General features: G+C 70.6%; 21 protein-coding genes. 5 read left to right on the forward strand and 16 right to left on the reverse strand.

Annotated features, from left to right (window positions below; translation table 11 throughout):
• Nucleotides 1–11 precede the first annotated feature (11 nt).
• Nucleotides 12–1,091 (reverse strand): lytic polysaccharide monooxygenase, encoded by a 1,080-nt coding sequence (locus AB0D57_RS08525; RefSeq protein ID WP_362068803.1) that lies wholly within the window; start codon nucleotides 1,089–1,091, stop codon nucleotides 12–14.
• Nucleotides 1,092–1,272: 181 nt separating this feature from the next.
• Here AB0D57_RS08525 and AB0D57_RS08530 point away from each other — a divergent pair, with 181 nt between their 5' ends.
• Entirely contained in the window at nucleotides 1,273–1,734 is a 462-nt protein-coding gene (locus AB0D57_RS08530) for a GNAT family N-acetyltransferase (RefSeq protein ID WP_362068806.1), read from the forward strand.
• A gap of 31 nt (nucleotides 1,735–1,765) precedes the next feature.
• Here the strand turns inward: AB0D57_RS08530 and AB0D57_RS08535 are convergent, their stop codons facing one another.
• On the reverse strand, nucleotides 1,766–1,900 hold the full coding sequence (locus AB0D57_RS08535) for a hypothetical protein (protein ID WP_362068809.1): 135 nt from the start codon (nucleotides 1,898–1,900) through the stop codon (nucleotides 1,766–1,768).
• Nucleotides 1,901–2,056: 156 nt separating this feature from the next.
• Here AB0D57_RS08535 and AB0D57_RS08540 point away from each other — a divergent pair, with 156 nt between their 5' ends.
• Nucleotides 2,057–2,695 carry a class I SAM-dependent methyltransferase gene (locus AB0D57_RS08540; RefSeq protein ID WP_362068937.1) on the forward strand — a complete coding sequence of 213 codons (639 nt, stop codon included), beginning with the start codon at nucleotides 2,057–2,059 and terminating at the stop codon, nucleotides 2,693–2,695.
• Nucleotides 2,696–2,733: 38 nt separating this feature from the next.
• On the opposite strand, the gene AB0D57_RS08545 is transcribed toward AB0D57_RS08540, so the two are convergent.
• Together AB0D57_RS08545 and AB0D57_RS08550 are read right to left on the reverse strand one after the other, a co-directional pair.
• Nucleotides 2,734–3,237: a DUF402 domain-containing protein gene (locus AB0D57_RS08545; protein WP_362068812.1), complete on the reverse strand. Its 504-nt coding sequence runs from the start codon at nucleotides 3,235–3,237 to the stop codon at nucleotides 2,734–2,736.
• Complete coding sequence (locus AB0D57_RS08550) at nucleotides 3,218–4,147, reverse strand: GNAT family N-acetyltransferase (RefSeq protein ID WP_362068816.1); 930 nt, start codon at nucleotides 4,145–4,147, stop codon at nucleotides 3,218–3,220. Before AB0D57_RS08550 ends, AB0D57_RS08545 begins: the two co-directional genes overlap by 20 nt.
• A 71-nt stretch (nucleotides 4,148–4,218) precedes the next feature.
• Between AB0D57_RS08550 and AB0D57_RS08555 the strand changes: the two genes are divergently transcribed.
• Nucleotides 4,219–4,587: a GntR family transcriptional regulator gene (locus AB0D57_RS08555; protein ID WP_362068819.1), complete on the forward strand. Its 369-nt coding sequence runs from the start codon at nucleotides 4,219–4,221 to the stop codon at nucleotides 4,585–4,587.
• Between the two features lie 6 nt (nucleotides 4,588–4,593).
• Here the strand turns inward: AB0D57_RS08555 and AB0D57_RS08560 are convergent, their stop codons facing one another.
• Both AB0D57_RS08560 and AB0D57_RS08565 read right to left on the reverse strand, forming a co-directional pair.
• A complete protein-coding gene (locus AB0D57_RS08560) occupies nucleotides 4,594–5,364 on the reverse strand; it encodes a DUF72 domain-containing protein (protein WP_362068822.1) in 771 nt (256 codons plus the stop codon).
• Between the two features lie 40 nt (nucleotides 5,365–5,404).
• Nucleotides 5,405–6,499 carry a DUF5925 domain-containing protein gene (locus tag AB0D57_RS08565; RefSeq protein WP_362068825.1) on the reverse strand — a complete coding sequence of 365 codons (1,095 nt, stop codon included), beginning with the start codon at nucleotides 6,497–6,499 and terminating at the stop codon, nucleotides 5,405–5,407.
• Between the two features lie 145 nt (nucleotides 6,500–6,644).
• On the opposite strand from AB0D57_RS08565, the gene AB0D57_RS08570 reads away from it, so the two are divergent.
• A complete protein-coding gene (locus tag AB0D57_RS08570) occupies nucleotides 6,645–8,066 on the forward strand; it encodes a xylan 1,4-beta-xylosidase (protein WP_362068828.1) in 1,422 nt (473 codons plus the stop codon).
• Between the two features lie 42 nt (nucleotides 8,067–8,108).
• On the opposite strand, the gene AB0D57_RS08575 is transcribed toward AB0D57_RS08570, so the two are convergent.
• The 7 genes from AB0D57_RS08575 to AB0D57_RS08605 all read right to left on the reverse strand — a co-directional run bounded on the left by AB0D57_RS08575 (nucleotide 8,109) and on the right by AB0D57_RS08605 (nucleotide 17,947).
• On the reverse strand, nucleotides 8,109–11,921 hold the full coding sequence (locus AB0D57_RS08575; protein WP_362068831.1) for a lipopolysaccharide biosynthesis protein: 3,813 nt from the start codon (nucleotides 11,919–11,921) through the stop codon (nucleotides 8,109–8,111).
• Nucleotides 11,914–12,714, reverse strand: a complete 801-nt coding sequence (locus AB0D57_RS08580) for a polysaccharide deacetylase family protein (protein ID WP_362068834.1) — start codon at nucleotides 12,712–12,714, stop codon at nucleotides 11,914–11,916. The genes AB0D57_RS08575 and AB0D57_RS08580 overlap by 8 nt, the downstream gene beginning before the upstream one ends.
• A 46-nt stretch (nucleotides 12,715–12,760) precedes the next feature.
• Nucleotides 12,761–13,837, reverse strand: a complete 1,077-nt coding sequence (locus AB0D57_RS08585) for a glycosyltransferase family 2 protein (protein WP_362068837.1) — start codon at nucleotides 13,835–13,837, stop codon at nucleotides 12,761–12,763.
• A complete protein-coding gene (locus AB0D57_RS08590) occupies nucleotides 13,834–14,652 on the reverse strand; it encodes a glycosyltransferase family 2 protein (RefSeq protein ID WP_362068841.1) in 819 nt (272 codons plus the stop codon). The genes AB0D57_RS08585 and AB0D57_RS08590 overlap by 4 nt, the downstream gene beginning before the upstream one ends.
• 340 nt (nucleotides 14,653–14,992) lie before the next feature.
• Nucleotides 14,993–16,114, reverse strand: a complete 1,122-nt coding sequence (locus AB0D57_RS08595; protein ID WP_362068844.1) for a GNAT family N-acetyltransferase — start codon at nucleotides 16,112–16,114, stop codon at nucleotides 14,993–14,995.
• Between the two features lies 1 nt (nucleotide 16,115).
• Complete coding sequence (locus AB0D57_RS08600; RefSeq protein ID WP_362068847.1) at nucleotides 16,116–16,565, reverse strand: hypothetical protein; 450 nt, start codon at nucleotides 16,563–16,565, stop codon at nucleotides 16,116–16,118.
• 176 nt (nucleotides 16,566–16,741) lie between these two features.
• On the reverse strand, nucleotides 16,742–17,947 hold the full coding sequence (locus AB0D57_RS08605) for a S8 family peptidase (RefSeq protein WP_362068850.1): 1,206 nt from the start codon (nucleotides 17,945–17,947) through the stop codon (nucleotides 16,742–16,744).
• A 316-nt stretch (nucleotides 17,948–18,263) separates the two neighbouring features.
• Between AB0D57_RS08605 and AB0D57_RS08610 the strand changes: the two genes are divergently transcribed.
• Nucleotides 18,264–19,070 carry an SGNH/GDSL hydrolase family protein gene (locus AB0D57_RS08610; RefSeq protein ID WP_362068853.1) on the forward strand — a complete coding sequence of 269 codons (807 nt, stop codon included), beginning with the start codon at nucleotides 18,264–18,266 and terminating at the stop codon, nucleotides 19,068–19,070.
• 231 nt (nucleotides 19,071–19,301) lie between these two features.
• Here AB0D57_RS08610 and AB0D57_RS08615 read toward each other — a convergent pair whose 3' ends face one another.
• The 3 genes from AB0D57_RS08615 to AB0D57_RS08625 are packed head-to-tail and all read right to left on the reverse strand — an operon-like array spanning nucleotide 19,302 to nucleotide 24,304.
• A complete protein-coding gene (locus AB0D57_RS08615) occupies nucleotides 19,302–20,954 on the reverse strand; it encodes a protein kinase (protein WP_362068856.1) in 1,653 nt (550 codons plus the stop codon).
• Between the two features lie 57 nt (nucleotides 20,955–21,011).
• Nucleotides 21,012–22,709: a sulfite exporter TauE/SafE family protein gene (locus tag AB0D57_RS08620; RefSeq protein ID WP_362068859.1), complete on the reverse strand. Its 1,698-nt coding sequence runs from the start codon at nucleotides 22,707–22,709 to the stop codon at nucleotides 21,012–21,014.
• Nucleotides 22,706–24,304, reverse strand: coding sequence for a tetratricopeptide repeat protein (locus AB0D57_RS08625; RefSeq protein ID WP_362068862.1), 1,599 nt, complete (start codon nucleotides 24,302–24,304; stop codon nucleotides 22,706–22,708). Before AB0D57_RS08625 ends, AB0D57_RS08620 begins: the two co-directional genes overlap by 4 nt.
• Nucleotides 24,305–24,372: the final 68 nt, after the last annotated feature.

Below are 24,372 nucleotides of genomic sequence, written 5' to 3' on the forward strand. Positions count from 1 at the left end.
AGTTCCTCCCGCTAGCGGCCGTGGCGTCCGTCGCTCACCGCGCGGCGGCGGACCGAGGCGAACAGCGCCGCCGCACCCAGTGCCAGGGCAGCGGCACCGCCGATCGCGAGGTACGGGGTGGTGCCGTCGCCGCCGGTCTCGGCGAGGTTCTCGGAGGCACCGGCCGCTTGGACCTGGTCGGCCGGGGCGGAGGTTTCCGCGACCGGGGCGGCCGTGGTGGGTTCCGCGGACGTACTGGCGTCGTTGTCGCCGTGGCCGTGATGCTCGACGGTCGACTTGTCGGCGCCGGCCTCGATCTGCTCCTCGGAGGGTGCCGAGGCGGTCGGGGCGGTCGGGGTCGGGGAAGAACTGCTCGGCGTACCGCTGCCGCTGTCACTGTCGGCGCCGCTGTCACCACTCCCGTCGTCACCACTGCCGGTGCCGGTGCCGGTGCCGGTGCCGGTGCCGCTGTCGCTCCCGCCGTACGTGATGTCCGAGCAGGAGTAGAAGGCCTCCGGGCTGTCCGACCGCTGCCAGATCGCATACAGCAACTGCTTGCCGGAGCGCTGCGGGAGAGTGCCGGAGAACGTGTAGAAGCCGCCCGACGCGGTCGGATCGGTGGCCGTGGCGACCGGGTTCCGGAGGTCCAGGTCGTCCCAGGCCAACGGCTGGGACGGGTCGTAACCGGCCTTGGTGACGTAGACCTTGAAGGTGCCCTTGTGCGGCGCGGTCACCCGGTACTTGAAGGTGTACGAGCCGCTGTTCACGCTCGTGGTCGGCCAGTCCCCGCGGGCCAGGTCCAGGCCCTTGAACTCGTCGTTGTTCGCGCTGCACAGCTTGCCGTCCGGGATCAGCGCCTGGTGCTGCCCGTTCGCGTCGCCGATGCGTATGCCGTTCCAGTCGTACAGCGCCTGGGTGCCGCCCGCCGCGACGACCGCCTTGCAGGCGGCCGACCTGGGGCTCTCCGGACCCTCCGCGTAGCACTGGGAGACCCGGCTGACCGGATCGCCCATCGTGCCGTGCGCGGCGGCCGGCGCGGCGGTGAGCGCCGTCAGGGCGAGCGGGGCGACACCGGCGGCGGCGACGAAGGCAGCCTTGCGGCGTGCAGTCATGGGGGAGCTCCTCGAAACGGTCCCGGATGCATGGGCTGAACCTGTGGGGTGAACCCCTGGGGTGATCAGCAAGCTAGCCCCAAGAAACCGCGAAATCGCCTGCTGGAGGCGGGTGGGGGAGATCCTTATGGCCGCGTTAAGGAAGCGCTGAGACTGCGATCAGGTAGGTACCGTTCCGGCCATGACAAACGCTTCGAACGAGCTGGAGATCCGCCCGGCCGTCGCCGCCGACGTGGCCGCCGTGAAGGACGTGACCGACGCCGCGTATCACCACTACATCGAGCGCATCGGCGTGGTGCCCCAGCCCATGGAGGCGGATCACACGGCGAACGTGGCCGCGGGGAGGGTGTTCGTCACGGGGGAGCCCGTGACGGGCCTCGTGGTGATCGAGGCCTGCGAGGACCATCTCTTCCTCGACAGCATCGCCGTGCACCCCGACGCCCATGGGAAGGGCGTGGGGCGACGGCTGCTGGCGTTCCTGGACGCACGCGCGCGTGCGCTCGGACTGGCCGAGATCCGGCTCTATACGAACGCGATGATGTGGGAGAACCAGGAGCTCTATCCGAAGTACGGGTACGAGGTCGTGGAGCGCCGTGTGGACGGTCCGTACGACCGCATCCACTACCGCAAACGGCTCGGCTGACGGTTGCCCGGGTGGTGGTCGCCCGGGCGGCTCACCCGTCCGGCCACCACGTGCGGTGGATGTCCTTTCGGACCTCCGGGCGCTCGGCCGGACGCTCGTCGGCCTCGTCACGCACCCGGCGGGAGTCCGACTTCCTCAGGGGCTTCTGCACGGTCACACGGCGCATGGCTGCCTCCTTAGCGTCTACCTGACTCCGTCGTTGTACGGAGGTAGACCCTTTCGGCGAGAGTTCCTCATCGGTCGCGATCTGTCTGTGGCGGCTGTCACGATTCGACTGTCAGTGGTGGGTGTCACCCTGGTGCACATGGCGGGTTACAGCGACATGAATCCAGGTCGGAGCAGGGTCAATCTTCGTCAGAACGATGTCGACGCGGGTGTGGAAGTCGACTGGGACGCCGAGGCGGCCACCTTCGACGACGAGCCGGACCACGGGCTGCGCGACACCGCCGTGCGGGAGGCCTGGGCGGCGCGGCTGCGCGCATGGCTGCCCGAGGCCCCCTCCGACGTGCTCGATCTCGGCTGCGGCACCGGCAGCCTGTCGCTCCTCGCGTCCGAGCGGGGACACCGCGTCACCGGGATCGATTTCTCGCCGCGCATGGTCGACCTCGCCCGCGCCAAGCTCGCCGGGCGTGACGCCGTGTTCCTCGTGGGTGACGCGACGGCGCCGTCCGTCGGTGAGCAGAGGTTCGACGTCCTGCTCGTCCGGCACGTCCTGTGGGCCCTGCCCGACCCCGAGCGCGTCCTGCGGCACTGGTGCGGGCTGCTGCGCCCCGGAGGGCGGCTCGTCCTGGTCGAGGGGGTGTGGGGGACGGTGAGCCCCGTCGGCATACCCGTCGACCGGCTGACCGCCCTCCTCCGGCCCTTCGTGTCGGACCTGCGCGTGGAGCGGCTGTCGGACGACGCCCGGCTGTGGGGGCGGGAGGTGGCGGACGAGCGGTACGCGGTGCTGGCCGAGGTCTGACCGACAGGGCAGGGCAGGACACAGGACCTGACGAGGCACTACTGGGCGAGCAGTGCCTCGAAGCCGCCCTCGAGGGCCAGGCGTTCGAGGGTGTCGAGGGCGTCTTGCGCCGCGGCCGCGGCCTGAGGGTCGGTGGTGGCGAGACCGCTCGCCGCGAACTCGTCCTCGTCCAGGCGGAGTACGGCCGTGCCGTCCGCGGAGCGCCACAGGTCCAGGTCGAGATCCTCGACGACCAGCTCACCGCCCGAGACGGTGGCCGGGCGGGTGATGTCGCAGTACCAGCCCTTCCGTACGCCCCGCACGTCACGGACCTCCTTCACCGCGTACCAGCGGTCGCGCCAGTAGTACTCGGTGAAGACGTCGCCCGGCTCGAACCGTACGAAGCCGAAGTCGCGGACGCCGTCGCCCGCCCAGGGTGCGCGCACGGTGACGCGGGTGCCGTCGTCGGCGAGCAGCTCGGCGGGGTAGCGGATCTTCGTACGGCCGGACTTGACGAGGACGACCTCCAACAGGGCAGGAGTGTCAGCCGAGTTCGCGGACATACTGCACCTCCGTCGCGCAGACCTCGTAGCCGAACCACTTGTTGATCGCCAGCATCGGCCCGTTGCCGGAGTCGTTGCCCGTGAACGCCTCCGTGAGGCCCGCGGCGCGGGCGCGGTGCAGGGAGTCGTTCTTGGCGAGCTTGGCGAGCCCGCGGCCGCGGTGGGCGCGGGCGGTGCCGGTCATGACGGTGCCGTAGCGGGTGCCACCGTCGGTGCGGGCCGCGCTGAACGCGGCGGGGCGGCCGTCGACCACCGCGACCGAGGTCAGCTCGTGGCTGAGGAGCGGATGGTTCCAGGTCTCCCGCAGCCAGGCCGCGTAGTCCGTGAACTCGCGCTCGACGTCGCTCGGTTCGTCCAGCAGGGTCTCCGCGTCCAGCTCGAACAGCGGGCGCGGGTCGTCCGCGAAGTCCGCGGCCGTGCGCAGCTCGACGCCCGCGGGGGGCTCTTGGCGCGGCGGCAGGACGCCGTTCGCCAGGTCGAGGCGGAGGAAGTGGGCGGAGCGGCTCGGACGGTAGCTGTGCCGCTGGGCGAAGGAACGGTTCGCGGGCTGGTCCAGGACCCAGGCGTGGAGCCTCGTCGCGCCGAGCGCGCCCAGCCGCTTCTCGGCGGTGCGCACCAGCAGGGAGCCCGCGCCGCGGCCCGTCCGCTCCGGGTGCACGTAGATGTTGACGAGCGCATGCCCGGGTTCCGGGCTGTCGTACACCATGCTCACGTTCGCCGTGCCGATGGGCTCGCCGTCCTCCAGCGCCAGCAGGGGCTGGTAGTGGGCGTCGGGGTGGGCGTACTCCACGTCGTAGGCGATGGACTCGGGGGTGTGGAGCATGAAAGGGAGAGCCAGGTGACGGATGCGGGCGAAGGACTCGGCGTCCGCCCGGTCCCCGCGACGCAGTTCGCGAACGATCACAGTCATGGTGTCGCACGCTACGCGTGGGATGTGTCCCGATGCCTCTCATTTTCCGGCGGGTACGGGACAATCGCTCCGTGACGCTGAAGATCCACATCGATGAGGGGGCCGCGCCCTACGAGCAGGTGCGCGCCCAGATCTCCGAGCAGGTCCGTTCCGGAGTGCTGCCGGTCGGCTACAAGCTGCCCACGGTACGGGGGCTGGCTGAGGAACTCGGTCTCGCCGCGAACACGGTCGCCAAGGCGTACCGGGCCCTGGAGTCGGACGGGGTGATCGAGACGCGGGGCCGCAACGGAACGTTCGTGGCCGCCGCCGGCTCGGCGGCCGAACGCGAGGCCGCGACAGCCGCCCAGGTCTACGCGGAGCGCGTACACCGCCTCGGCCTGACGGAGTCCGCCGCGCTCGATGCCGTACGGGATGCCCTGCGGGCGGCTTACGCGGGGTAGGAGGGTTCACGTCGCGGGCACGTGGGCCGGTGTGCGGGTCACCGTCAGGCCCGTTGTCGTTGCCGCGCGGGCGAAAGTCACCGCGTCCTGGACCGCTGCCGCGTGCGGGTCGTTGTTGAAGTACGCGTAGATCTCGTGGTCGTCGGGCCAGGTGTCGGCGATGCGGTGGGCCCAGGTGGTCAGGGCCCGGCGGCCGTAGTGCGGCCACGGGTCGGCGCGGCCCACGTGGAAGCGGACGTAGCCCCAGTCGGCGGTCCGCCACAGCGGGGTCACCGGGCGGGACAGCACGTCGGCCCAGCAGAGGGCGGCGCCCCGCGCCTCCAGTACCTTGCGCACCTGCGGTGTCCACCAGGAGTCGTGGCGTGGTTCGACCGCGACGCGGACGTCGGCGGGGAAGCAGGCGAGGCAGCCGTCGAGGAGAGCGGGGTCGGCGCGCAGGGTGGGCGGGAGCTGGAGCAGTACCGGTCCGAGCCGGTCGCCGAGCCCGGCGGCGTGGCTCAGGAGCCGGTGCACCGGCTCCTCGGGGTCGCGTAGCCGCTTGATGTGTGTCAGGTAGCGGCTGGCCTTGACGGCGACGACGAAGTCCGGCGTGGTGCGCTCCCGCCAGTCCTCGAAGGTCTCCCGGGTCGGCAGCCGGTAGAAGGCGTTGTTGATCTCGACCGTGGCGAACCGCGCCGCGTACTCCTCCAGCCACAGCCGCATGGGCACCCCGGCCGGATACAGGACGTCGCGCCAGTCCTTGTACTGCCACCCCGACGTACCGACGAACAGGGTCATATCTCCATCAAAGCACCGGGGCGCGGATGCCGGACAGGCCCTACAGGTACAGCCCCGCGTCCGCGCCCTCCCGCTGATCGGGTACCGACGTCGGAGTGGTTCCCCGGCGGAGTGCGTACAGCTCCGCCAAGGTCGCGCCGTCGCGGGGGACGCCCTCCTCCGTGCCCAGCCAGCTCACCGCCTCGCCGCGGGTCAGGGGCCCGACCTCGATGCGGGCGAGGCAGCGGCCGGGGCGGACCACCGCGGGGTGGAGGCGCTCCAGGTCCTCGTTCGTGGTGACGCCCACGAGGACATTGCGGCCCTGGCCCAGCAGCCCGTCCGTGAGATTGAGCAGACGCGAGAGCGCCTGCCCCGCGGTGTGCTTGGCCTCGCCGCGGATGAGTTCGTCGCAGTCCTCCAGCAGGAGCAGCCGCCAGCGGCCCTTCCCCGTGCCGTCCTCCTCGCCGATCGCGATGTCCATCAGATAGCCGACGTCGGAGAAGAGCCGCTCCGGGTCGAGGACGCAGTCCACCTGGCACCAGTCGCGCCAGGAGCGGGCCAGGGTCCGCAGCGCGGACGTCTTGCCCGTGCCGGGCGGGCCGTGCAGCAGGAGCAGCCGGCCCGCGATGTCCTCCGGGGTCGTCTTCATCAGGTGGTCCATCGCGTCCGCCACCGGCGCGGTGTAGTTCGCCCGCACCTCTTCCCACGTGCCCGCCGAAATCTGGCGGGTGGTGCGGTGCGGGCCCCGGCGCGGGGACACGTACCAGAACCCCATCGTCACGTTCTCCGGCTGAGGTTCGGGCTCGTCGGCCGCGCCGTCCGTGGCCTGGTCGATGATCTTCGCGGCCAGTTCGGCGGTGGTCGCGGTGACCGTGACGTCGGCTCCCCGGTTCCAGCGGGACACCAGCAGCGTCCAGCCGTCGCCCTCCGCGAGCGTCGCGCTGCGGTCGTCGTCGCGGGCCGAGCGCAGCACGCGGGCGCCCGGCGGGAGCAGGGTGGCCCCGGACCGCACGCGGTCGATGTTCGCCGCGTGCGAGTGCGGCTGCTCGCCCGTCGCGAAGCGGCCGAGGAACAGCGCGTCGACGACGTCCGACGGTGAGTCGCTGTCGTCGACGTTGAGCCGGATCGGCAGAGCGTCGTGTGGGTTCGCAGACATGTCGCCATGATCGGTCACGCGGGCGCGGCGTGCACCCGGTTTCCTGGGTGTGCCCGGCGTGTTGGTCGACGGCCGGTCCCGTTACCGGCCTGTACGTCGACAAAGTCTGTTCCACGGCCGATCCCCGCCGTTACTGTTGCCCTTGATGGGACGTCATGGGTGGAATTCGGGGGCACGGCGGTGGCGGCTCACCGCGCTGCTCGGCGTGAGCGCGGCCGCGCTGGCCCTCTTGGTGACCCTGCTCAACACCCTGCCCTCGGACGGCGGGAGCACCGCGGGCACGACCCGCGACGGGGACAAGGTGCACGGCACGCCCATCACCCCGCCCGAAACGCCGGAACCGGAGGTGGGCTGGGGTTTCACCCACACCCAGTTCAGCGCCGACACCGGCAACGACACCGCCACCGAGCGGGTCCAGGGGCTGCTGGAGCAGCAGTCGTTGCCACAGATCCAGCACATCATGGGCTGGGGCGCCGGCAATCCCGAGCCGTCCGAGGGGCGTTACGACTTCTCCGAGATGGACAGCCGCGTCGACTTCGTCCGCAGGTCCGGCGGCACCCCGGTCGTCACCCTGTGCTGCTCCCCGGACTGGATGAAGGGCGGCAAGTCCGGCGCGGACAACACGAACTGGAGCCAGGCCGCGCTGGAGACCGCCCCGGACCCCGCCCACTTCAAGGACTTCGCCGCGCTCGCCGCGACCGTCGCCAAGCGCTACCCGGATGTCCGCCACTTCATTGTCTGGAACGAGTTCAAGGGCTTTTGGAACGACGCTGAGGCCCGCTGGGACTACGAGGGCTACACCAAGCTCTACAACCTGGTGTACAAGGCGCTGAAGAAGGTCAACGAGGACATCATGGTCGGCGGGCCGTACCTCGTCATGGACAGCGTCGACCCGCGCCAGCAGCATGACGCGTCCACGACCGTGAAGGGCACCTGGGGCGCCATGGACCAGCGGGTTCTCGACGCCTTCGACTACTGGAACACGCACAAGGCGGGTGCCGACTTCGTCGTGGTCGACGGCTCCAGCTATACCAAGGACGACGACCTGCTGCCCGACGAGTTCGCGGCCACCGACAAGTTCACGGCCGTCGGAGAGTGGGTGCGCGCGCGGACCCACGACCTGCCGCTGTGGTGGGCCGAGTACTACGTCGAGCCGGCCGACGGCAACGACGAGCGCAAGGGCTGGTCCGAGACCCACCGCGTCGCCGTCCAGGCCGCCGGACTGATCGCGATGGCCCGCGGCGGCGCCACCTCCGGCTTCTACTGGAACCCGGAGAAGGAGAAGGGCTCCGACTGCCCTGGCTGCCTGTGGACGCCGACCGCCGGCGCCGGCGGGGGCACGGCCCTGCCCATGTTCGATCTCCTCTCGCGCTTCAGTACGGAGTTCCTGCCCGGCACCACCTACAAGACGGTGTCCGTCGCCCCGGACGACGCGCCCGACGTCCGAGTCCTGGCCACCGACCGGACCGTCCTTGTCGTGAACACCCTGGACCGCTCCATCAGCGCGGAGGTGGACGGCAAGAGGTTCGACATGAAGGCGTACGACGTGAAGTGGCTCACCCGATGAGACGGTGAGCCACTTCAGCAACCGCGTGGACGTGCGTAGGTACTACTTCATCGTCAAGAACCGCTGCACCAGCGAAGCCAGCAGCACCGCCAGCAGCGGCAGCGCGAACCAGAAGCTGCTCTGCAGCCACCGCAGCTGCCGTACGCCGGGCCGCACCGCGACCCGTACGACCTCTCGCGCGGTCAGCAGCACGATGAGCGCCACGGCCGCCAGAGCGCCGACCACCGACCACGGCGTCCAGGTGATCTGGGGTCCGATCGGCCCCGGATCGGCCTTCGGGACCCTGCCCTCGGGCTGGGTGCGCAGCGTGTACATCGTCACGTCGTCGTTGACGAGGACCTTCTTCAGGTCCTGCCGGTCGTCGAGGTTGCGGATGAGCCGCGACTCCCAGCTGGCCGAATAGCCCACGTCCAGCTGGAGATAGATCACCTGGCTGCGGTTGATCATCAGGTACGAGTTCGGCCCGGCGTCCTTGAGGGACTTGACCAGACCCGACACCAGCACCGGGTCGGTCGGTGCCAGAGTCGGCAGGTACTCCACCTTCTCCATGTCCCGGGTGCCCCACGGCATCGCGGGCGTCACGTTGTTGACCGTGTCGTTGCTGAGCCACAGCAGCCGTACGGTCGGATCGTCGTGCGCGTACACGTAGTTCATGGCCGCGACCTCGTCCGGCCGGATCCGCTCGAAGGACTCGTTGCCCCAACGGGCCACCAGGAAGCCGCCCATGAGGAGCAGTCCCACCATGAGGGCGGCGACCGGGGCCAGGCTCAGCCGGTCCTTCTCCCGTTCCTTCGCGGTGACGCCGGTGCGCGGGAAGAAGGCGAGGCCGGCGAGCAGCGCCGCGCCCGGCAGGGCGAACATGAAGACGCGCAGGGCCATCTCGCCGCCGTACGACTGCATACCGAAGCCGAGGAACGGCACGAAGGTGAGGACGAGCAGGGAGCGCTCGCGGTACTTGTGGTCGCGTCGGCGCCACCAGCCGTAGCAGGCGAAGGCCATCACTCCACCGGCCAGCAGCACGCGCGCGTAGAGGACGAGTTTGTGGGTCGAACTGCCACCCTCGATACGGCCGGAGACGGAGGTCGACACATTGCTGCCCACGCCGCCGACCCCGCCGAAGAGTTCGTTGAAGTGTCCCGACCAGTACGGTTCGGCCATGAAGCCGATCCACACGCAGGCCAGGACGGCGAACAGGATGGGCAGGCCGCGCAGTTCGGAGCGGCCGACGAGGACGAGGAGCGTGAGGACGCCCAGCATCATGAACGGGGTGAGCTGGTGCGCCGGGACGGTCGCCGCGAACAGTCCGATCAGGACCATGAGGAGCACGGCCCGCTGCCGTCGGTCGGTCGGCTCGACCTCCGCCTCGCCGGGGCGCACCTTCGCCCACAGCACGCGTGGCGCCCGGAACCAGACCAGCAGGATCGCCACGAAGGCGAGATAGAGGAGATAGGTGAAGCCCTGCGGCGAGAAGTAGTCCTGGCCGACCCAGCCGCTCAGGACGAAGATCCAGATGCCGGTCCACTTGGCGCGCCAGCTCGCCCGCATCGATCGTACGAGCAGGAACATCGGCGCCAGGTAGAGGAGTTGCATGGTCAGCGGCCACCAGCGGATCACCTCGGTGAGGTCGGTGACACCGCAGGCCTTCGCGACGAACGCGGCCGCCGCGAAGAAGCCCGGCCAGCTCCAGCGGGCGTCCAGGTCGGGTACGGCGGATCCGGTGCGGTCGATGTAGTCCAGGAACCCGAGGTGCTGCCAGGCCGTCGCGAACCGTGGCTCGGTCTCGATCACCGCGGGGAGCGCGTGCAGCGAGACCACGGTGGCGAGCAGGGTGATGAGCAGGAGTCCCTTGTGCTCGCGGTTCATCCACAGCAGCGAGGCGAAGACCGTGATCAGCAGGGCGGCGCCGACGAGGGTGGGCAGCGGGAGGACCGAGATGAGGCCGAGGCCGCCCATGTGGGCGAGGGAGGCGTCGTTGAGGTCGAGGGCCGGGACCCAGTAGAGGAGTAGGGCGGAGATCAGTAGGCAGGCCAGGATGACGCCGGGTTTGGACGGTTTGTTGGTCGGGCCCGGGTCGGGTGTGACTGGTTGCGCCCACGCGGCGGAGCCGCTCGATGTCACGCCCCGCGCCTCCGATGGGGCGCTGCCCTGATCGCCCGTCTCGAAGGGAGCGTCTATCTCCGGGGGCTCGGACGGGCCCAGGGAGGCTTCCGATCCTGGCTCCCGTGCCTCTACCGGGAGGCCCACGGGCGGGCGTAGTGCCCAGGTCGGGCGGTGGTCCGGGCGTGCCTTGGGGGTGCCGGTCGGCGGGGTGCCCGGCCCCGGGCGTACGTCCGGCCTGCGTTCCTGGTGGTCGAAGTCGACGTGGACGCCCAGGGCGAGGGTGTCGGAGTCCAGGGCCCAGGCGGGGCCGCGCTTCGGCTCGCGCGGCTTGGACGCGGGCACGTCGCGCGCCCCGAGGTCGGCGAGGTCCCCGTCCGGCGCGGCGCCCTGCGGCAGTTCGGCGGGCGGCGCGGTCCGCAGGATCCTGTACAGCTTGGGCGCGGCGATGGCCACGATCACCGCGAGGCTGGAGATCTCGGCGACGCCCGCACCGGTCAGGCCCATGCGGGGCAGCAGGATCACCGTCAGGCCGAGCACGAGGGCGCACAACAGACCCTGCAGATAGGCGAGTCCGGAGGTGCGGCTCTGGGCGCGCAGCACCGCGAAGTACGTCTCCATGACGACCCGCAGCAGCGCGCCGACCGCGAACCAGCGCAGCAGCGGCGTGGCCGCGTCCGCGTATCCGTCGCCGAAGACCCGCAGGATGAACGGCGCGCCGAGGAACAGCAGCCCGGACACCGGCAGCATGATCCGGGCCATCCGCTTCAGCGCGGCCCGGGTGTTCGAGGCGAGCCGCGCCGGGTCGTGCGAGCCCTCGACGGTCAGTGAGGCGCCCATGTTGATGGCGAGCAGATTGACCGTGCCGCCTATCGTCGTGGTGATGTAGAAGTAGGCGTTGTCGGTGGAGCTGACCTGCGAGGCGACGATCACCGGGACCAGGTAGACCACGGCGAGCGAGAAGAGGGAGCCGGTGTAGTCGCCCGCGAGGAAGCGGCCGATCTCCTTGAACGAGGGCGGCTTGGCATGCTCGTCGGTCGCCTTCACATGCCGGGGAGCCAGTCGCCGGAAGACCAGCAGCCCGAGCGGCACGACCGACACGGCGATCGCGGCGACCCAGGAGACGAAGACGCCCGTCGTGGGGATCGCGGCGGCGAGCACGACGAGCAGCACCAGCTTCACCGCGGAGAACACGGTGTTGCCCACCGGCACCCACAGCGCGCTGCGCAGCCCGGTCAGCACACCGTCCTGCAGCGTCAGCAGCGACCAGGCGACGACCGCGAGCACGAAGCCGAGGCCGGTCAGCGGGCTGTTCAGGAAGCGGTACGAGGGTCCCCACATGCTCAGGGTGAGCAGGAAGACGCCCGCGGCCAGCGCCACGATCACTGAACTGCCCGCATACGTACGGAAGATGAGGCGTCCCGTGGCGCGGCCGGCGACGGGGATGAAGCGGGCCAGGGCGCCCGTCAGCGTCACCGCGGTCAGACCGGCCAGCAGCTTCATCGCGGCGATGGCGGCGGAGCCCTGGCCGACCGCCGATTCGGTGTAGTAGCGGGCGGCGACCAGCCAGTAGCCGAGCCCGAGCACCGCGGAGATGCCGGTGTTGAGCATCAGGGCGTAGGCGTTGCGGAACAGTTGGTTGCCTCCGCTGGCGTTCTTGCGGCCTCTGCCGGGCAGGCGGAGGCGGCGCCCGGACCGCTGCTCGGGCGCGTCGGTCGTGGGCGATGAAGCCTGGGCTGTGGTCGTCGTGTCAGACACGGGAACGGATGGCCTTCCGGCGGACCTGTCGTGCTCTTCGGACCATGGCGTATCCCTTGGTGAGGGCGCGGTCCCGGGCGAAGTTGCGGGCGATCGCGCGGCCCTCGACCAGCCGCTCGAACTCCTCGATACCAGTGCTGCGGCGCACGGTGACGCGTTGCAGGGCGTACGGGCCCTGACGGCGGCGGGCCAGGGCGTTGCCGACGGCGAGGGACTGGGCGAAGCCCGCCTCGCGCACCGTGTGGCGCACCCGGCGGCTGGAGTAGCCGTACGGGTACGCGAACGAGGCGGGGCGGACTTCCAGTTCGTCGGCGATGATCTCCCGGCAGCGCAGCACCTCGAACCGGAGTGCGTCGTCGTCGAGCTGGTCCAGCTGCGGGTGGGTATGGCTGTGTCCGCCGATCTCCACCTGCTCGTCGGCGAGTTGGCGCACCTGGTCCCAGTCCAGCATGGTGTCGAGACTGCTCCCGGTGTCGTACGTGCCGCGCAGCCAGCCCGTCGAGACGAACAGCGTGGACGCGAAGCCGTGCTTGGCGAGCACGGGCAGTCCGTGCCGGTGCACGCCCTCGTAGCCGTCGTCGAAGGTGATGAGCACGGGACGCTCGGGCAGCGGGCCGCCGGAGCGCCAACTGGCCCCCAGATCTGATGTGTTGACCGGAGTGAATCCCAGGTCTCCGAGCAACTCCAACTGTTCGGCGAACGCCTCGGGCGCGACGGACAGCTCACGCGTCGCGTCGTTGGGCGCGGTGGCGATCGAGTGATACATGAGGATGGGAACGGCAGCGGTGCTCATACGACCACACCCCCCAAGTGCGGCGCGGTCGGCGCGGGTCTTGTTCTCATGCTGCCGCCCCCTCGCGTTCGGGACCGTCGTCGATCTCCGTGTTCACCGTGCTCTCGGCGTTCTCTGTGCTCTCGGCGTGCTCGGTGTTCTCTGCGAGCTCCACCACGGAGAACGCGGCGCCGCCCCTGCGGGTCCGGACGGTGCCGAGTACGTACCCACCCGCCGCCGCCAGCACGCCGGCGACGATGGCGCCGGCGCGACCCGCACCGCCCGGGCGGGCCAGCAGGGCGTCGCGCAGGCCGCGGGCCACTCCGGCGGGCAACACACGGGTGGTGTAACGGCGTTCGGACTCGAGCCCCTTGTCGGAGCCCACACTTCGGGCCACCAGGGCCTTGGACAGGCCCTCGGCGTAGGTGCGCGTGCGGAAGTACGCGAAGTGCTCGCGCGGCTTTGGTACCCGGTGGTGGATGACGGCCCGGTCGTCGATCAGCAGGATCGCGTCCGGCCGGGCACGGGTGAGGCGGATGCACAGCTCCGTCTCCTCGCAGCCCAGCGGACGCTTGTCGCCGTCGCGCCCGATGCCCGTCGCGAAGCCGCCCGCCGCGGCGAATGCCGTACGGCGGAACGAGGCGTTGCCGCCGAGGACGTTGCGGACCTGGACGCGGCCCGGCGGCAGCCCCTTGTACGTGCAGCCCACCACCCAGTCGAACTCCTCGGGGAACCAGGCCGGGCGGCGGCCCGACGCCCAGATCGGCATCGTACGGCCGCCGACGGCCATGACGCGCGGGTCCGCGTACCCCGCGGCGAAGTGCCGCAGCCAGTCCCGCTCGGCCACGGCGTCGTCGTCGAGGAACGCGATGATCTCGCCGCGTGCGGTGGCGATCCCGGTGTTGCGGCCCGCGGACAGACCGCGGGGGCCCGCGTTGGCGAGCACCCGCACATCCTCGGCTTCTTTGTACTCCCTGCTCAGTCGCTCGAGCAGCGTGGCGTTGTGGTCCACGACGAGGAGCGTCTCCAGGGCGGGCAGCGACTGCGCCCGCACCGAGGAGACCGCAGAGAGGATGTCCTCCCAGCGGTCCTCGGTGTAGACGCAGACGACCACCGAGATGCGCGCGATGTCCGGCTCGCTCAAGACACCTCTCCTCGCCGCGAGTCGAGCTGAGCGGCGTGCGGCGTGCGGCGCAGCGCGCGCCGGTTGGAGCGCTCCTTGAGGATCACCTTGAGCACCCGCAACCCGTCCCGCACGGCGCGCAGATTGCTCGTGCCGTGGATCCGCAGATACTCGTGGCTCGGGATCTCCTGGACCTTGAGCCCGGCCTTGACCACCCGGATGTTCATCACGGTCTCGACCTCGAAGCCGGTGCAGTCGAGGTCGATCTGGTCCAGGCAGTGCCGCCAGAACGCGTTGTAGCCGTAGCAGAGGTCGGTGTAGCGGGCGCCGAACTTGGCGTTGACGGCGGCGCACAGCACTCTGTTGCCGAGCTTGCGGATGGGCGTCATGTCGGAGGTGCCGCCGCCGTTGGCGAACCGCGACCCCTTGGCGAAGTCGGCCCCGGACACCAGCGCGGACACGTACGACACGATCTCGTTGCCGTCCGCCGAGCCGTCCGCGTCGACCATCACGATGATGTCGCCGGTGCACGCCTCGAACCCGGTGATCAGGGCGTCGCCCTTGCCCTTGCCGCGCTGCTCGACGACCTTGACCTCGGGCCACAGCTCCCGGGCCACCTCGACGGTGTTGTCGGTGGAGTTGCCGTCGACAAGAACGACTTCGTGTATCCAGTGGGGAAGGGTCTTGAAGACGTACGGGAGATTCTCCGCCTCGTTCATGGCGGGAATCACGACACTCACCGGCGGCGCGATGGCCAGGTGAGAGGAGATCGGCCGATACCTGCCGATCGTTTGCGGATCTTCGCCCGAAATCGCTGGGCGCAGGACTGAGCTCATGAGTCTGGTCCCTCTCGTCCGGTGGACCGCCCGCCCCTGGGCGGTCCGGCTCTTTGTCCGGTTCGAAAGGGGGGTTCTCACTTACGGCATGACGAAATCGATCTCCGTGCATGCCGGGTGAGTTGGCAAAGCTGGCCGGCTCCGGAAATGGGAGCCGGTCTCGCGGCACGACTCGGCACAGGTCTGGTCACCGAGTACGGCACCCCCCTACCGCGCCCCGCGCCGGAACCATCGCGGTCCTTGAGCCCTCCCCTAGAGCCGCTCGATGATGGGCCGATGCGGGTGAGATGTACGACGGTATTGATGATTGCGTGTGTATGGCAAGACCTGGAACGAGGCCTCACGTTTTTGTTGGTTTGGCCGTTACTTGACGACTCGAACGGATCTTTCCCATCCGTTTGAGAATTTTGTCGGCAGGCTCGAAGAACTCGGGCCTCGACACCACCATGTTGCGCAGCGCCCGGACCGGGGCGCGCCGCGCCCGGTGTCCGATCGCGACCGGGTGACGGCGCGTCACCCACCCTTCGGAGACGGTGAGTTCCCGTGTCTTCAGGGAGTCCTTGTATTCCTTGTGGCCCCGCCCAAGATCCAAATAGGCAATTCCGTCGGCGGCGGCCGCCTCGGCCATCCGCAAATGCAGGACAAGGCCCGGCGAGTACTTCGCGAACGCCGGATCGTACGCCGGGAACCAGCACGCCAGCACCCGCTCGGTGCGCAGCCCGAAGTGCGCGGCGACCGGTTTCCCATCGGCGTACAGCACCGACAGGATCCCCGAGAACGACTCGGAGCGGGTGTGGTAGAGCTGCTGGACCAGGTGGTTGATCCAGGCCTGCGCGAACCGGTCGCTGCGTCCGGTCCTGCGGTACTGAGCGGACTTCCAGTCGATCAGTGTGCGCAGGGCCGCCGGGTCGCGCTCGTCGTGGACGTAGCGCAACCCGCCGGCGTCCCGGCCGAGCTTGCGCTCCTTGGCGAGGGTGGTCCGGGTGAACTTCGGCGACTGGGCGCGCAGTTGGCCCATATACGCCTCGTATCCCTGGTCGACGTCCATGACCGGGGACGGGAAGGTGCCGGATGCTCCCGCCTCGAACGGCGCCTGGCCTTCGACCAGGTGGTCGAACTCCCACAGGGCGAGCCCGCAGGCCCGCAGCAGGTCCTGGGCGTCCCAGGTGAAGCCGGGGCGGTGCACCAGTCCCTGGCAGTCGGAGACGCCGAGGCCGACGGCCCGGCCGACGCCGGTGGTGGTTTTCTGGAACGGGAAGAAGGCCGCGGGTTCGCCGTTCTCACGGACGACCGCGATCCGTACGCCGCGTCTGCAGCGGCCCACCGCGAGCGCGAACTCGGGGGACAGGAAGGGGTTCGCCAGCTCGGGCGAGCCGTTCAGATGAGCCTTCGACTGCAAGGCCGTCCAGGCCGCCCGGTCGGCGGCGCTCAGCTCGCCGGGGCGGTACACGCTGATGTCCACGTCAGGAGGTCTGCCTTTTCGCCGTGCGGCCGCGCAGCCGCCGTACCAGTACCAGCAGGAGCAGGAGGGAGCTGATCGCGGTCACGGCCGCGATTCCGCCGCCGATCGACCACCGGTGCACCGCCAGCATGCCCTGGGCGACGAGGAGGTCGACGGCGATCGCTCCCGCGACGGACACCACCGTGCGGGCGAAGGGTTCCAGCCCGCGCAATGCGGCCCCGATGGCGGCCGAGGGTGCGGCGAGCAGGAAGAACAGGGTGAACGGGCCCCGCAGGGACGAGTCCACGTCGGCGAGTGCGAGCACCGCACCGACCAGGGCGACGGTCATCGCCACGCCCGCGAGCAGCGGGACCAGGTCCTTCCCCGGATCCCTCGGCCGACCCCACCCCGGATCCTGTCCCGACGGCTCCTCGCCGTCTGAGGAACGTGACTTGATACGTATGGTCTGCATTGGCGACTTTGCCCCCCGAAGCGCCGGATGCCGGGCTTCAATGTCGCGCAGCGGGCTGGGGGGCGTCAAGATGCGGTACGCGCTCACGCGTGCTTCCGGCCGACTTCAAACATGGATTCCCCGGAGGCGCCGGCTGCCTCCGGGGAACCGTCGTTCATGTCAGGTGAGTTGACGTGTTACTCGACGATCCGCAGGAGACGGTTCGGCGAGCTCGTCCCGGGGCTGGTGACCCTGCCGGTGGTGGCGCCGTTCACCAGGGCCGTGGCGACCTGCGCCGGGGTGGCCGTGGTGTGCCCGGCCAGGTAGATGGCGGCCGCGCCCGCGACGTGCGGGGTGGCCATCGACGTACCGGAGATGGTGCTTGTCGCGGTGTCGCTGGTGTTCCAGCCCGCCGTGATCGAGGAGCCGGGGGCGAAGAGGTCCAGGGAGGCGCCGTAGTTGGAGTAGCTGGCCCTGGCGTCCGTGCTGGTGGTGGCACCGACCGTGATCGCCGCGGCGACCCGGGCGGGGGAGTACGAGGAGGCGTTGGCGTTGCTGTTGCCCGCCGCGATCGCGTAGGTCACGCCGCTCGCGATGGAGTTCGACACGGCGGTGTCGAGCGTGGTGGACGCGCCGCCGCCGAGCGACATGTTGGCGACGGAGGGGCCGCTGTGGTTGCTGGTCACCCAGTTGATGCCCGCGATGACGCCCGCGGTGGTGCCGGAGCCGGCGTTGTTCAGCACCCGTACCGCCACGATCTTCGCCGCCTTGGCGACACCGTAGGTCGAGCCCGCGATGGTGGTGGCGACATGGGTGCCGTGGCCGTTGCCGTCCTGGGCGACGTTGTCGCCGTCCACGGCGTCGTAGCCGTTGGTGGCCCGGCCGCTGATCTGGGTGTGCGTGATGCGGACGCCGGTGTCGATGACGTACGCCGTCACTCCGCTGCCCGCGGTGTCCGGGTAGGTGTACGTGCCGGACAGCGGAAGCGCCGCCTGGTCGATGCGGTCCAGGCCCCACGGGGCGTTGGACTGTGTGGCGTTGAGCTGCACCGTCTGGTTCTGCTCGACCGTGGCCACCGACGGGTCGGCGGCCAGTCTCCTGGCCTCGGCCGCGGAGAGGGTTGCCGTGTAGCCGTTCAATGCGGCGCCGAACGTCTGCTTCACCGTGCCGCCGTACTCGCTGATCAGGCTCTTGCCCACGCTCGACGCGGCCTTGAAGCCCGCGTTCTTCTTGAGCGTGATGATGTAGCTGTCCTTGATCGCGGTGGGGGAACCTGCGGCGAGCACCGTGCCCTCGGCCGGGGCGGCCTGGGCGGGAAGCGCGGTGAGTCCGCCGACGAGCGCGGCGGTCGCCACGCCGGTTATGGCGGCGATCAGGATCTTCTTGCTACGCAGCTGTGCCATGCGAGGGAGTCCTCCTCTGGGCAGCGGCGCGCCAGTTGGTGCGGCGCACGACTGTGGGGGGTGGGCGCGTCATCGCGCACACGGCCCTGGAGCGTCGTGTTCCGTCCAGGGCTGAGTAAAGAGTGGGTCATCTACGCGTGCCGCTCAAGGGAGTTGACGGCCTGTCATGCGCCCGTCATGGAACCGCAATGAAATATGCCGTGAACGTACTGGGGCGACACCTTGAAAGTCCCAACAGTCTTGGCATGAACACTTCCTGTCAACACGCGTAGCTGGTACCAAAGTTATGGCAGAGATCCTGCTAAAGGGAGGTTCCATGAGACGTTCCCGAATTACGGCATACGTGACCTCGCTCCTCCTCGCCGTCGGCGTCGCCCTCACCGGGGCCGCGACGGCGCAGGCGTCCCAGACCGCCGCGGCTACCGGTTATGTGGCCCTCGGTGACTCCTACTCCTCGGGTGTCGGCACCGGCAGCTACATCAGCTCCAGTGGCGACTGCAAGCGCAGCACGAAGGCGTATCCCTACCTCTGGGCCGCCGCCAACTCACCCTCGTCATTCAGCTTCACGGCCTGCTCGGGCGCTCGTACGGGTGATGTCCTGGCGAACCAACTGACCCCGCTCAACTCCTCCACCGGCCTCGTCTCCATCAGCATCGGCGGCAATGACGCGGGCTTCGCCGACGTCATGACGACCTGTGTGCTCCAGTCCGACAGCGGCTGCCTGTCCCGTATCGCCACGGCCAAGGCGTACGTCGACTCGACGCTGCCCGGCCAACTCGACTCCGTCTACTCGGCGATCAGCGCGAAGGCACCCGCCGCCCATGTGGTCGTGATCGGCTACCCCCGGTTCTACAAGATCGGTGCGACCTGCGTCGGTCTCTCCGACACCAAGCGCGCCGCGATCAACGGCGCCGCCGACTACCTGAACAGTGCCCTCGCCAAGCGAGCCGCCGACCACGGCTTCACCTTCGGCGACGTCAGGACCACCTTCACCGGCCACGAGATCTGCTCCGGCGCCTCCTGGCTGAACAGCCTCAACTGGCTGAACATCGGCGAGTCGTACCACCCGACCGCGTCCGGCCAGTCCGGCGGCTATCTGCCGGTCTTCAGCAGCGTGGCCTGACCCGCTGCGGCATTGCGTGCAGGGCCTGTCCGGCGGATCAGGTCGCAGGAAAGCAACGGAGCCTGATCAGCGCCGGCGAGCGGGGTCTGGTGCGTCCAACTGCAAGGCGGAGGAGGGCGTCGACGCGATGGGGGTCCCCCCGCTCGAGCGAAGCCGAGAGTGGGGGAGTCGGCAACCGACGACAACGCCGCAGGTGGGCGTGCCAGACCCCGCGTCTGCGGCCGCCACGCATCACGGCGAAGTGGAAGCGGAGGCCCCGTCCGTCGGGGTCTCCGTCACACATGTCACCGAGAACGGCACGGAGTTGGACGTCGTCCGCACCGGGCTGCGCACCTCCACCCCGATCTCGTTCTGATACGTCCCACTCGCGTCGTACGTCGTCACGATGACGTTCTTCTGCGCGGTCCTCCCGTCGTTCGCCGAGAACGACAGGGTCTTCCAGCCCGGATCCGACACCTGGCCCGTCTTCGTCACCCAGCGGTACTCGATCTCCGCCGGGACCCGGCCCACCGAGAACGTCGCGGTGAAGGACGGTGCCTGCGCGTTCGGCGGCGGACAGGCGCCGGAGTACTCGGTGTGCGCACCGGTCACCGTCACCTGCACGGACTGGGCGGGCGGGGTGGTCGTACGACTGCTGCTGGGCGGGGTGGTGGAGGGGCCGGCGCCACCGGACGCGCCGTTGTCGTCCTCGTCGTCCCCGTCTCCGCTGTCGCTGTTGCCCGGCGTCGAATTTCCGCCACCGGAACCGCTGTCGGGGCCCCCGTTGCCGCTACTGGTGGGGCTGCCCGTGCTGCCTCCGTCGTCACGGTTCACCAGGGCGTACGTCAGTCCGGCCAGCGCGAGGGCGAGCGCGGCCACACCGGCGACCAGGACAACTGCGGCGCGGCGATTGCGGGCCGGCTCCGGCGCGGGGCCGTAGCCGGGGCCGGTGACCCGTACGGCGTCGGCGGTCGGCTGGTAGGGCGAGTAGCCCGGTGTCGGCGCGGGCGCGGGCTGGGTGAACGCCGAGATCGTCGGCGCCTGCGCGCCAGGGGACGGCGGAGCCGCGGTCAGCGAGCCGCCCGCACCGATGATCCGCAGATCGGACTCCGCCTGCGCGGCGCTCAGCCGCTGCGCCGGGTCCTTCATCAACAGCCCCTCGATCACGGGGGTGAGCGGCCCCGCGCGGTGGGGCGGCGGCAGCGGCTCGTCGACGATGGCCCGCAGTGTGCTCAGCGGGGTGTTCTGCCGGAAGGGCGAGTTGCCCTCGACCGCCGCGTACAGCAGCACCCCGAGCGACCACAGGTCGGACTCCGGTCCGGGCGTGCGGCCCAGCGCCCGCTCCGGGGCGAGGAATTCGGGCGAGCCGATCACCTCGCCGGTCATGGTCAGCGCGGAGCTGCCCTCGACCATGGCGATGCCGAAGTCCGTGAGGACGACCCGGCCCTCGTTCGACAACAGCACGTTGGCCGGTTTCACATCGCGGTGCAGCACCCCGGCCTCGTGCGCGGCCCGCAGCGCGGAGAGCACCTCGGCGCCGATGTGCGCGGCACGCTGCGGGGACAGCGGGCCCTCGGCGTCCAGGAGATCGGACAGGGCGACACCGCGGACCAACTCCATCACGATCCAGGGGCGGCCGTCCTGGGCCGCGACGTCGTACACCGTCACCACGTTGCGGTTCGAGACACGGGCCGCGGCCCAGGCCTCGCGCTCCAGGCGGGCGTACATCCGCTCGACCTCGGACACCGGGAGCCCGGCGGGCGCGCGGACCTCCTTGACGGCGACCTCGCGGTGCAGCACCTCGTCATGGGCCCGCCACACGGTACCCATACCGCCCTCGCCCAACGGCGAGAGGAGGCGGTAGCGGCCCGCGATCACACGTTCACTGCCCGGCTCTTCGGACACGGGTGTCCCCCCATTCGTATCCGCTTCGCATCCGCGCGTTTTCTCCCCAAAAGTAGCTCAGCCGAGTGCGGATGCCGCCCCCTTGAACACCAATCCAACCCCAAGGGCTACGACGACCAACGCCGATCCCAGCGGCACGGTCCTGCGGATCAGGGCCGCGGTCGGGCCTCCGGACCACCGGGGACGCCTGTCCAGCACCCGGGTCATCCCGTCGCCCAGTTTGACGACGGCGAACCCGGCCGCGGTGAGCGTCAGGGCCAGCCCGACGCCGTACGCGAGGACGAGCAGAAGTCCGAACCACGCCTTTCCCAGCGCCGCGGCGCCCACGAGGACGACCACGGCGGAGGGGCTGGGCACCAGACCGCCGGCGAAGCCGAGCAGGATCGTGCCGCGGAGCGTGGGGGCGGTGGCGTGGGTGTGGGTGAAGCCGCCGTGTGTGTGTTCGAGGGTGTGGGGGTGCGCGTGTTCGTGTGTGGGCCGGTGTGCGGGGGGCTTGCCGGCCGAGGCGGTTGCCGTTGCCGCAGACGCGTGGGCGTGCGCGAGGACGAGGGGGCGCTCGTGTTGTTCGGCGTGGTCGTGGGGGTGGTCCGCGTGATCGTGGTCGTGTGTGTGTCCGTGGGGGTGGTCCGCGTGATCATGGGCGTGCGTGTGTCCGTGGGAGTGATCATGACTGTGCGAGTGGCCGTGCGAGTGCCCGTGTGTGTGCCCGTGCCCGTGTGCCCGGTTGCGCCACGCGCGTCGTACGAGCGTCGCACCCGCGCACATCACCAGGACGCCGCTCGCGATGCCCAGCCATGTGATCACCGAGGGCGCCGCCGCCGAACCGGCCGTCACCAGGAGGCCGAGGGCGACCACGCCCAGGGTGTGGGTGACCGTCACGGAGGCGGCGAGAGGCAGGACGTCACGCAGCTTCGCCCGGCCGCCGCGGGCCGCCGCTGTCGCGGCCATCAGCGTCTTGCCGTGGCCGGGCGCGATCGCGTGCATCGCGCCCAGGCCCACCGCGATGAGCAGGGCCAGCGCGGCGAAGCCGACGGTGAGGTCGTGCCGGGCCACCAGGTCGTCCAGCGCCCGGGTCCAGCGGTCGGCACCACGGGGCAGTACGGAGGCGGCGGGCGCGTCCGACCGGTCCTCGACGAGGGCGGGGCCGCCGGGGCGTATCCGCAGGGACGCGGTCGCGGTGTCGGCGGGCGAGGAGAGCAGCGCCTTGGGGTAGTCGGTCAGCTCCTGGGACACCGATTTCGTCGGTACGTCCGACGCGGCGAGCGTCATCCGGTCGCCGCGCGCGGTGATCTCGCGCCAGCCGGGTCCGCGGTCGGCCCCTGCACTGCGGAAGCCCACGGACACCGAGTCCCCGGTCGGGAGCGCGGCCGTCAACCGGCACTCCACGCGCAGGGTGTCGAGCCCGGCCTGTCCGGGCCGCAGCCGCGCCTGGCTCCGGCCGACGGAGAGCGGGACCTCACGCCCGCCGACGGTGACCTCGCTGTCCCGCGCGGCCGTCGCGCACCGCTGCCGGGCCCACTCCGTCATCCCCAGCTTCTCGAAGTCGGGCTTCGCCTGGGTGGCCGGGATCTCCGCGAGGTCCTCGACGTGCTCGACCCGCAGCTGCCCGGAGGCGGCGACGAGGCCGTCGTACCGGTTGACGGTGAAGTTGCCGAGCGGATGCGCGCTCGCGGACCCGGTGGGGACCAGGACAAGGGTGCAGGCGGCGGTGAAGACGGCCGCGCAGGAGGCCAACAGGCGGCGTGGGGACCTCACTTGGCCGCTCCCAACGCCTCGCGGGCAGCGCGTGCGCCCAGTGGTGAGAAGCCCGCGTTCAGGTCGAGCGCAGCCTTCAGTGAGGTGCGGGCCTCCTTCTCGTGGCCGGTGGCCCGCTCGATCATGCCGCGGTGGTAGAGGAAGGACGCGTTGCGGTAGCCGGTGGCCGTGGCCTTGCGGGCGTACGGGAGGGCTTCGGCGTCGCGGCCGTTGACGTGCAGCGCCCAGGCGAGGGCGTCCGCCGTGTGCACGGTGTGGCGGCGGTCCCACTCGGCGCGGGCCGCCTTCAGCGCGGTCGTACGGTCACCGTGGTCGGCGGCGGCCAGCGCGGTGTCCAGGTCGGCGTTGACGCCGCCCGCGCGGGCCAGCGAGACCCAGGCGTTCACCAGGGCGTACTGGGCACGGGCCTTCTGCGCGTCACCCTTCTGGCCGCGAGCTTCGTACAACTCGCCGAGTTCTACGAGGGGTTGGGGCAGTGGGTAGCGTTCCACGACCAGTTCCATGCTGCGGATCGCCGCCGCGCGGTCGCCCTGCGCGGCCTGCGTGCGAGCCCGGCCCTCGAGCGCGGGGAGGTAGGCGTCGTCGGCGGCGAGCGCCCGCGCGTAGTAGGTGAGAGCGTCGGCGTACTCACCCTGGTTCCAGGCGAGTTGACCGAGCGCGGTCGCGACGTACGAGATGTCGCCGCGGGTCGTCGCCGAGTCGAGGGCCTGTTCGAGGACCCGCCGGGCGGTCTTCACGTCCCCGCGCAGCTCGCGCACATAGGCGTACCGCGTGAACACCGGTATGCCCGGGCGGCGTGAGTCGGCCAGGTCGGCGGCCTTCGACGCGTCGGCGTAGCGGCCGAGTTCGACGAGGGCGTCGATCCGGGAGGAGAGGGCGCGCTCGCTGTACGGGTTCTGCTTCAGCGCGGCGTCCGCGTACTTCAGGGCGTCGGTGAAGTCGTGCCGGGCCGCGGCGAGGGCGGCGCGTCCCGCGAGTGCCGGGTCGTTGTCGGGGCGCAGCTTCAGGGACCGGTCCAGCGCCTGTTGCGCCTGCGGATACCGGGAGGGGTCACCCTGGGTGCGGGCCTGCTCCACATACGCGAGCCCGAGCGTCGCCCAGCCGCCGTAGTCCTTCGGCTGCGCGCGGAGATGGGCCTGCAGGGAGGTGATGCTCGCGTCGAGATCCCCACTGGCGAGCAGCTGGGGCGAATAGCCCGCGGCCGCGGACGCGACGGGACCGCCCGAGTCGTCGCGGACGGCCCCGAGGACCACCGCCCCGGCGGTCAGCGCGACAGCCAATGAGGCGGCGCAGAAGGTGAGTTGGGCCGCCCGCCAGCGTCGCGCCGACGTCGACACCCGCCGGACGGCGGCGGCGCGCTCGTCGGCCACCGCCACCGTGTCGGAGGCCGGGCCCGGGGCCGGAGCCGGCGCGACGGCCGTCTCCGGCGTGGCGGCTTCCGATGCGGTGACTTCCGATGCGGTGGCCTCCGGCGCGTCCGCCTCAGATGTAGTGGCCCCCGGCGTGGCGGCCTCAGATGCGGCGCCCTCCGGCGTGGCGATCGACCGCTCGCCGGGCTCGCCCTCCGGCGTGCTCTCGTTCGTACGCGGGGACATGCCCTCTCCTCAAAGTCCTTGGGGAACGTTCGTTGTGGGGGGTGGGGCGGCGCGGCCCGCGCCGTGGG

Source organism: Streptomyces sp. NPDC048275 (genome assembly GCF_040652275.1).
Taxonomy (GTDB): Bacteria; Actinomycetota; Actinomycetes; order Streptomycetales; family Streptomycetaceae; genus Streptomyces.

Bases quoted from the DNA above. Each gene is read 5' to 3' on its own strand.
- AB0D57_RS08580 (WP_362068834.1), bottom strand. From the start codon at position 12,714: ATGAGCACCGCTGCCGTTCCCATCCTCATGTATCACTCGATCGCCACC.
- AB0D57_RS08565 (WP_362068825.1), bottom strand. From the start codon at position 6,499: ATGTCTGCGAACCCACACGACGCTCTGCCGATCCGGCTCAACGTCGAC.
- AB0D57_RS08545 (WP_362068812.1), bottom strand. From the start codon at position 3,237: ATGTCCGCGAACTCGGCTGACACTCCTGCCCTGTTGGAGGTCGTCCTC.
- AB0D57_RS08610 (WP_362068853.1), top strand. From the start codon at position 18,264: ATGAGACGTTCCCGAATTACGGCATACGTGACCTCGCTCCTCCTCGCC.
- AB0D57_RS08530 (WP_362068806.1), top strand. From the start codon at position 1,273: ATGACAAACGCTTCGAACGAGCTGGAGATCCGCCCGGCCGTCGCCGCC.
- AB0D57_RS08605 (WP_362068850.1), bottom strand. From the start codon at position 17,947: ATGGCACAGCTGCGTAGCAAGAAGATCCTGATCGCCGCCATAACCGGC.
- AB0D57_RS08560 (WP_362068822.1), bottom strand. From the start codon at position 5,364: ATGACCCTGTTCGTCGGTACGTCGGGGTGGCAGTACAAGGACTGGCGC.
- AB0D57_RS08570 (WP_362068828.1), top strand. From the start codon at position 6,645: ATGGGACGTCATGGGTGGAATTCGGGGGCACGGCGGTGGCGGCTCACC.
- AB0D57_RS08525 (WP_362068803.1), bottom strand. From the start codon at position 1,091: ATGACTGCACGCCGCAAGGCTGCCTTCGTCGCCGCCGCCGGTGTCGCC.
- AB0D57_RS08535 (WP_362068809.1), bottom strand. From the start codon at position 1,900: ATGCGCCGTGTGACCGTGCAGAAGCCCCTGAGGAAGTCGGACTCCCGC.
- AB0D57_RS08600 (WP_362068847.1), bottom strand. From the start codon at position 16,565: ATGCAGACCATACGTATCAAGTCACGTTCCTCAGACGGCGAGGAGCCG.
- AB0D57_RS08550 (WP_362068816.1), bottom strand. From the start codon at position 4,147: ATGACTGTGATCGTTCGCGAACTGCGTCGCGGGGACCGGGCGGACGCC.
- AB0D57_RS08590 (WP_362068841.1), bottom strand. From the start codon at position 14,652: ATGAGCTCAGTCCTGCGCCCAGCGATTTCGGGCGAAGATCCGCAAACG.
- AB0D57_RS08625 (WP_362068862.1), bottom strand. From the start codon at position 24,304: ATGTCCCCGCGTACGAACGAGAGCACGCCGGAGGGCGAGCCCGGCGAG.
- AB0D57_RS08540 (WP_362068937.1), top strand. From the start codon at position 2,057: ATGAATCCAGGTCGGAGCAGGGTCAATCTTCGTCAGAACGATGTCGAC.